Origin of the sequence: Streptomyces sp. MZ04 (genome assembly GCF_004684775.1) — a bacterium.
Classification (GTDB): Bacteria; Actinomycetota; Actinomycetes; order Streptomycetales; family Streptomycetaceae; genus Streptomyces.
In genome coordinates, this window is sequence record NZ_SRIC01000341.1 from 1 (window position 1) to 8,182 (window position 8,182).

Here is an 8,182-nt window from a genome sequence, read left to right on the forward strand (position 1 = left end):
CCCCCAGGCACCCCCCGCACCGTCGCCGCCTCAGGCTCAAGCCCAGGCAAGGGGCTTCCACAGCGGCACCGACGCCGCTGAGCTCCCGCGCCGGGTTCCGCAGGCGAACCTCGCGCCGGAGTTGCGGGAGTCGCCCGTCCCGAATCCTCCCGGACCGAGCGCGGTCACCGCGCGCACCGCGCAAGAGGCCCAGGCAACCATGTCGGCCTTGCGGAGCGGATGGGCGCAGGGCCGGCGCGTCGATCGAGCGTCCGTGCCAACCGAGACCGCGCTGAAGCAGCCACCAGCACAGGAGGAACCGCGATGAATGTGGCACCACGCCAGCCCGAGGCCCTTGACTGGCTCCTGGATGATTTCGTCCTGCGTGTTCCACAGGTCCGCCACGTGGTGGTGCTCTCCGGGGACGGCCTGTCCGTCGGAGCTTCCGGCGAGCAGGCACGGGACGACGCCGAGCGGCTGGCGGCCATCGCCTCCGGATTCCACAGCCTCGCCAAGGGCGCGAGCCGCCACTTCGGTTCCGGCCCGGTCGTGCAGACCATGGCGGAGTTCGAGCAGGGCTTCCTCTTTGTCGTGGCCGCGGGGGACGGCGCGTGTCTTGCGGTGTTCAGCGCGAACGGAGCCGACATCGGCCTCGTCGCGTACGAGATGGCCCGGCTCGTGAATCGGGTGGGCGAGCACATGCATCAGCCCGCGCGTACGTCCGAAGTCTGGCGAAGCGATGCGCCAAGATGACCCCTCTCGGCGTCGACCCGCCAGCCCGGTGGTGCGGCCCTACGCCCTCACCGCGGGCCGTACCCGGCCGTCCGGCGGAGCGTTCGACCTCATCTCGATCATTTTCAGCGCGGTACGGGCCGAGGAAGAGGTGCTGCGCTCCCCCGAAGAGGCGAAGATTCTCGCGCTCTGCCGGGCGAGCCCGCGATCTGTCGCCGAGATCGCAGCCGACACCCGCCTGCCCCTGGGCGTCGTCCGTGTCCTGCTGGGAGACCTCCTGGGCACGGGCTGCATCCGCGTCACGCATCCCATGGCGCCGACGCAGTCCCCCGACCAATCGATTCTCATGGAAGTGATCCATGGCCTCCGAGCACTCTGAAAGTGCCGCCGGAAACGACTCCGGCGCCTGCATCCCGTTGAAGATCCTCGTCGCCGGCGGCTTCGGCGTGGGCAAGACCACGTTCGTGGGCGCGGTCAGCGAGATTCGCGCGCTGTCCACCGAGGAACGGCTCACGACGGCGGGCCTCGCGGTGGATGATCTCGGCGGGGTCGAGCGGAAGACCACGACGACGGTCACGATGGACTTCGGCCGGATCACGATCAGCAAGAGCATCGCGCTCTATCTGTTCGGCACACCGGGCCAGGACCGGTTCTGGTTCCTGTGGGACGAATTGGCCCAGGGAGCCTTGGGTGCGGTGGTGCTCGCCGATACCCGACGTCTGACGGACGCCTTCCCTGCCATCGACTTCTTCGAGGCTCGAGGCGTCCCGTTCACGGTGGCGGTGAACTGCTTCGAGGGCGCCCACATCTATCGGGTGGAGGACGTCACCCGCGCACTGGAGCTCGGCAAGGACATGCCCGTCGTCCTGTGCGACGCCCGGAGTCGTTCGTCGGGCAAGGAAGTTCTGATCACGCTGGTCGAGCATGCCAGCCGTCAGTACCTCGCAAGGCTGGCGCACCGCTGAGACCACAGCGCCCGGGCCCGGCTGGGGAACGCCGGTACGTACCCCCAGGAGGCCGACCGTGAACGCTCCCCTTCCCGATGTCCCCGAGGTCCGCGTCGTCGGCCTTCCCCGGCTGACGCTGGGTTTTGACCTGGCCGAGCGGATCGACCAGGACACGCACCTCAGGGTGCACGGACCAGTCAGCGCGTTGACCGGCGAACTGCTCTGCCGGCTCGCCGACGACATCTCCCTGCGCGGCCGCGGCGGCGCGGGCTTCCCCTTCGGTCGGAAGCTGCGCGCGGTGGCCATGGCCGCGACCCGGCGCAAGGTGCGGCCCATCGTCGTGGTCAACGGCAGCGAGGGCGAACCCGCCTGCCGCAAGGACACCGTGCTGCTCAACCGCGCCCCCCATCTCGTCCTGGACGGCGCGCTGCTCACCGCGGAGGCGCTCGGCGCGCGCGTCGTGGTCATCGCGGTCACCCGCGACTCGACGGAGGCGTCCATGCGCGCCGCGCTCGCCGAGCGCGGCGTGTCGGACCGCCGCGGGCAGCGGCTGCGCGCGCGGGTGATCCGCACTCCCGAGCGCATGGTCTCCGGCGAGGCCTCCGCGGTCATCCGCGCCATCAACGGCGGTCCCGCCCTGCCGCAGGGCCGCCGCAGGCTGGCGGCCGAGGCCGGCGTCGACGACGCACCCACGATGCTGTCCAACGCCGAGACGTACGCGCAGCTCGCCGTCGCCGCCAGGACGGGCGCGCACCGCTACGTCGCCACCGGGCTCGACTCCGAGCCCGGGACCGTGCTGCTCACCGTCTCCGGCGCGGTCGCCCGCCCCCTGGTGATCGAAGTGCCCACCGGTATTCCGCTCTCTCACGTCCTCCAGCTGGCCGGCGCCACGCCGCTCCCCCAGGGCGTGCTGACCGGCGGGTACCACGGCAACTGGATCGATCAGGTCTCCGCGCACAGGGCGTTCGTCTCGCGCGATTCCCTGTCCGCCATGGGGGGCTCTCTGGGCGCGGGGGCGATGCTGCCGATCGGCCGTGAGACCTGCCCCCTCGGAGAGGCGCTACGAGTCGCCGGCTGGCTCGCCAACGAGACGGCCGGCCAGTGCGGCCCCTGCCGTCTGGGCCTGCCGGCCGCGTATCGCGGGCTCCTCGACGTCATCAACGGCGGCGGCCCGGTCGCGGTGGAAGCGCTGCGCGAGGTGATCCAGACGGTCGGTGGGCGTGGCGCCTGCAAGCACCCCGACGGCTCCGCTCGCTTCCTCACCTCGACGCTGTCCGCCTTCAGAGACGACCTGGCCGTCCATCTGACCCACGGCGGCTGCGGACGCGAAACGGTCGGTGTGCTGCCGCTGCCCGGACCGGATGACAGCAGGATCGCACTCCCGCCCGGCGCGATGCCCGCCAAGGAGAACGACACCGCGCCCGGCAAGAAGATCGTCGTGGACTGGACGCTGTGTCAGGGCCACGGGCTCTGCGCCAGCACCACCCCCGAACTGATCGGCCTCGGTCCCGATGGCTTCCCGGTCATCTCCGACTCCACGGTCCCCAAACACCTGTACAAGGGAGCCCAGCGAGCCGTCCGCCGTTGCCCCGCACTGGCACTGCGTCTCGAACGTGTCGCCCGGAACAGCCACAAAGCGCCGTAGGCCCTCCATGCGTGTAGGGTTCATCAATACCGAATAGCGTTCTGATACTGCGAACCTTGGCACGGAACCCCGGACCGGCGGCGGAACGGTTACGCCGACGGAAACGTTGTCAGTATCATGCCGAGATTGGCGTTGAACGTGTTCCGTGATGCCGGAATCCGGTTCGGAATCACAGAAAGAGGCTTCTCATGATCCAGTCGGTGCAGCGAGCGATGCAGGTGCTGCGAGAGCTCGCGGACTCCGGTCCCCGGCTCGGCGTGACGGAGATCGCCGAGCGGGTCGGAGTCGCCAAGCCGACCGTGCACGCGTTGCTGCGCACCCTGGAGAGCGACAATCTGGTGACGCAGGACCAGGAGAGCGGCAAGTACATGCTGGGGCCGGCGCTGCTGCGCCTGGGCAACGCCTTCCTCGAGACGCATGTACTGAGGACCCGCTCGGTCGCGTGGGCGGACGGCCTGGCCGCTCGCACGGGCGAGGCCGTGTGGGTCGGCGTCCTGACCGAGGATCAGGTACTGGTCGTCCACCACGCGTTTCGCCCGGAGGGTGCGGTGCAGATCCTCGAGGTGGGCGCTTCGCTGCCCTGGAACACCTGCGCTCTGGGCAAGGCGATGGCGGCGTTCCTTTCCCCGGCGGAGCAACAGCGGCTGCTGGCCGGGGAGTTGCTCGCGCTCACCGGCAAGAGCATCACCGACGCGGCGCTGCTCGCCGAGGATCTGGATCACGTTCGTACAGCCGGGTACGCGGTGGAGGACCAGGAGCTGGCCCTGGGTGACGGATCCATCGCCGCACCGGTGCTCGACAGGTCGGGCGCGGCGATCGGCGCCATCGGGGTCGTCGGTCCGGTCGAGCGGGTGCTGGCCGATCCACGACGTCACGAACACGCCGTCGCGGTCCGGGAGACCGCCCGCATCCTCTCCCGGGAGCTCGGCGCCGGCCGCACACCGCTGCGGTCTGCAAGGAACGCCGGCTGAAGGGGCGCGACACGGGCCTCGGTCACGCCACCCTCCGAAAACGGCCGTAACCGTGACGGCACGACGTGTCCGTCAGCGTGACGGCACGACGTGTGCCAGAGCACGGAAGATGAGGGCGGTAGAAGTCGCGCCCGGGTCCTGGTGGCCGACGCTGCGCGGCCCGAGGAAGCACGCCCGGCCTCTGCGGGCCCGCAACAGGGTGGTCGCCCGCATCCCGTCCTCCGCCGCCCGGGCAGCCGCTTCGGCGACGGTCCGCAGGTAGCCGGATTCCTCGGAGTTTCGCTGGAACACCATGAGTGCCGGGATGTAGGCATCCAGCATGGTCTTGTCGCCGGGCGCCGCGGCACTCAGTTGCTGAATGCGCGCGCACCCCGCGGCGAGACCGCCGGCGAACTGACTCAGGTCCGCGCGCGGGACATCGAGTACGCCTCCCATCGCCTGGAACGCGCTGCCGTACAGGCGTACGCAGCCGCCGCGCCCCGCGCACACCAGCGTGGTCCCGACCTCGGTGAAGACATCCCCGACCGTAGTGGGTTCGGAGGTGGCCAGAGCAGTGCTGACGGCGGCGAACCCATGCTTCATGTTCGCACCGTGATCGGCATTGCCGATGGCCGAATCGAGCTGCGTGAGCATCCCCTCGTGTTCGTCCACTGCCGCGGCGATGGCATGCACCCACCTCTGGGCGAGAACAATGTCCACCAGATCTCCTTCATTGATGTTGCAACGGTGCGTGAGACAGCTGGCGGACTGTCCGGGATTCGCCTTGCGCGTTCTCGGGAGCAGACGTGTGCGTGTCCCTGGATCCGTACACAGGGGGGGAGACGCCCGAGCCGGGCGAGAAGCTGTGGACCCGTCGCGTACGTTCGCGACGGCGTCCGTGGATGCCTCCGGCTGAAGAGCGGAAGCATGTGCAACATTAAATGCAAATCAGTGATCGTTGCAAGGATTGCTGCGTACCCTTATGCACACAACTTCGCTCTGCGTTAGCAATGGCTAACTCTTGAGAGTGGACCACGGAACGCACGTCACGCCGAGTGGGACAATGGGCGCTCGGCCAAGGAGGCAAGGTGTCTATCGAGGACTGGCTCAAGAAGCGGGTTGGCGCCGGCACGCTGGGCCGGCAGACGGAGAACGTGGTCCGGGTACTGGCACGTGAACCGCAGTTCGCCTCGTACGCCTCCGCGCGCGAGGTCGCCGAACGCGCCGCCGTCAATGTCTCCACCGTGGTGCGCACCGCTCAGCACCTGGGCTTCGATGGCTGGCCCGGCCTGCGCGCCGAGCTGCGCGCGCACTATCTCGACGCACTCGCCGCCGAGGAGTTCCCTCCCTTCGAGGGCGCGGCCGAGGACAGCGTCGGCCGTACGCTCCGCCTGGACGCCATCAACCTCGCGGCCTTGGCGAGCGCCGACTCGCAACGGGTCATCAAGGCGGTCGCCGCCGAGATCCGGAAGGCCGAGCCCACGCTGGTCGTGGGCTCCGGCGCCGCTGCGGGGCCCGCTCACGTCCTCGGGCACATCGGCGTGATCTTCGGCTACGACATTCAGCTCGCGGTAGGCGCCGCCACTGCCCAGGCGGCCCAGGTGATGCGTCTGCGCGAGGGCAGCTGCCTGCTGGCCATCAGCATCTGGCGGGTCACGAGAGCGCTGCGGGAACTGGTGCGGCTGGCCCACGAGCGCGGGGTCACCGTCTGCCTCATCACTGATCTGCGCTCCTCCCCTCTCGCCGAGGACGCCGACCATGTGATCGTCGTGCCCACCGAAGGTGTCCGGTCCCTGCCCTCCTTCACCGCTGCGGTCAGCGTGGTGCAGGCCATCCTCGCCGAGCTCTCCGGCACGCAGACCACCGTGGCCTATGGCCAGGTCGAGCAGGCCTGGCAGCGCATGGACCTCATGGACGACACCGCCTGAACTCGGCCGCCTTGTCCACCTGTTGGACAGCACCGGGACGTATGACGCGTCTCACGCCTTACGTTGTCGTGCACTTGAGCAGCAGTGATGCACAGGCGTGGAGTCGGCAGCGACCTGCCCGACCGCCTTTCCTTCATGCGGAATCCCGTTCGGTATTACACTCCCGTGCATCATGGGTAAGTCGAAGCGGCGTAGCGGCAAGAAGCTCACGGGCCCCAACCGTCAAATATTCGTTGCTGCTTCCAATCGGCGCAGACGACTGTTGTGGTACGTCGCTGTGACCGTCGGTTGCGCTTGTGCCGGGTATCTCCTGCTGCTGCTCGCCTCCTTCTCCGGCGTACTGCACCAATCCGAGCGGAAACCGCCGGCCATCCGCTTCGCGGACACCACTCTTCCCGGCCCCGACACGACCCTGACAGCCTCATCGGCCTCAGGTGGAGGCAGCACAACGTGAGTCCTCGGCACGCGCAACGTCGCGATCCTCGTGGGCACTGGCTGCTCATGGCCATCGTCGTCTGCGCGGTCGCCGCCGCTCTGCTCTTCGAGGGCTGGACCACACACGAGATCGCCGCCGCACAGACGCGGCGCGACTGCACCACCCCCATACCCGACGCCGCGGACAACGGCAGCCCGGTACTGCGCATCACCGGTCAGACGGTGGAGACCGCGCGCATGCCCGCCGGCACCGTCGCCCTCACCTACGACGCGGGCCCCGATCCCGTGTGGACACCACGCCTGCTCGACCTGCTGCGCGAGCACCGCGCGCACGCCACCTTCTTCGTGTCCGGCGCCCAGGCGGCCCGGCGACCGGACCTGGTGCGCCGGATCCGTGCCGAGGGCCACGAGATCGGCTCGTACACCTACACCGGTGCCGACCTGGGCTCGGTGTCCGCCCGGCGGGTCGGGCTGGAACTGTCGCTCACGCAGACGGTGTTGGCGGGCGCCGCCGGCGTCGACACCCGGCTGCTGCGGCTGCCGCACACCACACGGCCCGAGACGCTGTGCGGCGGCGAGTGGACGGCCGCGCGACGGGCCGCCGCGGACGGGTACCTCCTGATCGCCGCCGACCCGCCGTCCCGGAAGCCGGAGCAGGGCGCGGTCCTGCAGTACGGCCACACGCAGAGCGCGTACCAAGCCACGAAGAAGCTGCTCGACAGTGCGCGTGCCAAGCAGTTCACCACCGTGACGGCCGGGCTCTCGCGGCCGTCGGCCAATACTCCCGTGTCCTTCATCGATCGCCAGAAGGGCAAGGGCCTGATCTGGGCCCAAAGTATCGGGCACACATTTGTGAGCGGCATGACTTGGGTGCTCTGGATCGCGGGCGCGCTGGCGGCGCTGCGGCTGGCACTGCTCGTCGTCCTCGCTCGCGTCCACGTTCGACGCATGGACCGCTTCGTCCCTGGCACTCCCAGACTCCGGGAGGTCAATGGGCCGGTGACGGTGCTGGTGCCCGCGTACAACGAGGAAGCGGGCATCGAGTCCACCGTCAGATCGCTGCTGGCCTCCACCCACCGCCAGCTGCAGATCGTGGTGATCGACGACGGGTCCACGGACCGCACGGCGGAGATCGCCGAGCGGATCCGCGATCCCCGGGTGACGGTGGTGCGCCAGGCCAACGCCGGCAAGGCGGCCGCCCTCAACACCGGTCTGGCCCATACGAGATACGACTACGTGGTCATGGTCGACGCCGACACCGTCTTCGAGCCGGACGCCATTCACCGCCTCATCCAGCCGCTCGCCCACCCGGCCGTCGGAGCGGTCAGCGGCAACACCAAAGTCGGCAACAGGCGTGGCCTGCTCGGCAGATGGCAGCACCTGGAGTACGTGTTCGGATTCAATCTCGACCGCCGGATGTTCGAGGTCCTCGAGTGCATGCCGACGGTTCCCGGGGCCATCGGTGCCTTCCGCCGGGACGCGCTCATGGGCGTCGGCGGTGTCAGCGAGGACACCCTCGCCGAGGACACCGACCTCACGATGGCGCTGTGGCGGGCGGGCTGGCGG

Annotated in this window: 8 protein-coding genes; 7 read left to right on the forward strand and 1 reads right to left on the reverse strand. The window is 69.4% G+C overall.

Annotation, left to right across the window (positions count from 1 at the left end):
- Window positions 1-303 precede the first annotated feature (303 nt).
- The 5 genes from E2651_RS38320 (at window position 304) to E2651_RS38340 (ending at window position 4,274) form a co-directional block, all read left to right on the forward strand.
- Window positions 304-732 carry a roadblock/LC7 domain-containing protein gene (locus E2651_RS38320; RefSeq protein WP_135335892.1) on the forward strand — a complete coding sequence of 143 codons (429 nt, stop codon included), beginning with the start codon at window positions 304-306 and terminating at the stop codon, window positions 730-732.
- 28 nt (window positions 733-760) lie between these two features.
- A complete protein-coding gene (locus E2651_RS38325) occupies window positions 761-1,090 on the forward strand; it encodes a DUF742 domain-containing protein (protein WP_245239477.1) in 330 nt (109 codons plus the stop codon).
- On the forward strand, window positions 1,071-1,676 hold the full coding sequence (locus E2651_RS38330; protein WP_135335894.1) for an ATP/GTP-binding protein: 606 nt from the start codon (window positions 1,071-1,073) through the stop codon (window positions 1,674-1,676). The genes E2651_RS38325 and E2651_RS38330 overlap by 20 nt, the downstream gene beginning before the upstream one ends.
- A gap of 58 nt (window positions 1,677-1,734) precedes the next feature.
- Window positions 1,735-3,303 (forward strand): NADH-quinone oxidoreductase subunit NuoF family protein, encoded by a 1,569-nt coding sequence (locus tag E2651_RS38335; protein WP_135335895.1) that lies wholly within the window; start codon window positions 1,735-1,737, stop codon window positions 3,301-3,303.
- 188 nt (window positions 3,304-3,491) lie between these two features.
- Entirely contained in the window at window positions 3,492-4,274 is a 783-nt protein-coding gene (locus tag E2651_RS38340; protein WP_135335896.1) for an IclR family transcriptional regulator, read from the forward strand.
- Between the two features lie 72 nt (window positions 4,275-4,346).
- Here the strand turns inward: E2651_RS38340 and dhaL are convergent, their stop codons facing one another.
- Complete coding sequence (dhaL, locus tag E2651_RS38345; protein ID WP_135335897.1) at window positions 4,347-4,973, reverse strand: dihydroxyacetone kinase subunit DhaL; 627 nt, start codon at window positions 4,971-4,973, stop codon at window positions 4,347-4,349.
- A 368-nt stretch (window positions 4,974-5,341) separates the two neighbouring features.
- On the opposite strand from dhaL, the gene E2651_RS38350 reads away from it, so the two are divergent.
- Complete coding sequence (locus E2651_RS38350; RefSeq protein ID WP_135335898.1) at window positions 5,342-6,181, forward strand: MurR/RpiR family transcriptional regulator; 840 nt, start codon at window positions 5,342-5,344, stop codon at window positions 6,179-6,181.
- A gap of 501 nt (window positions 6,182-6,682) precedes the next feature.
- On the forward strand, window positions 6,683-8,182 hold a 1,500-nt coding region (locus E2651_RS38355), incomplete at its 3' end, for a glycosyltransferase (RefSeq protein WP_135335899.1).

What these genes read in the sequence shown, in the direction of transcription:
- E2651_RS38320 (WP_135335892.1), top strand. Translation starts at nt 304, where the DNA reads ATGAATGTGGCACCACGCCAGCCCGAGGCCCTTGACTGGCTCCTGGAT.
- E2651_RS38330 (WP_135335894.1), top strand. Translation starts at nt 1,071, where the DNA reads ATGGCCTCCGAGCACTCTGAAAGTGCCGCCGGAAACGACTCCGGCGCC.
- E2651_RS38340 (WP_135335896.1), top strand. Translation starts at nt 3,492, where the DNA reads ATGATCCAGTCGGTGCAGCGAGCGATGCAGGTGCTGCGAGAGCTCGCG.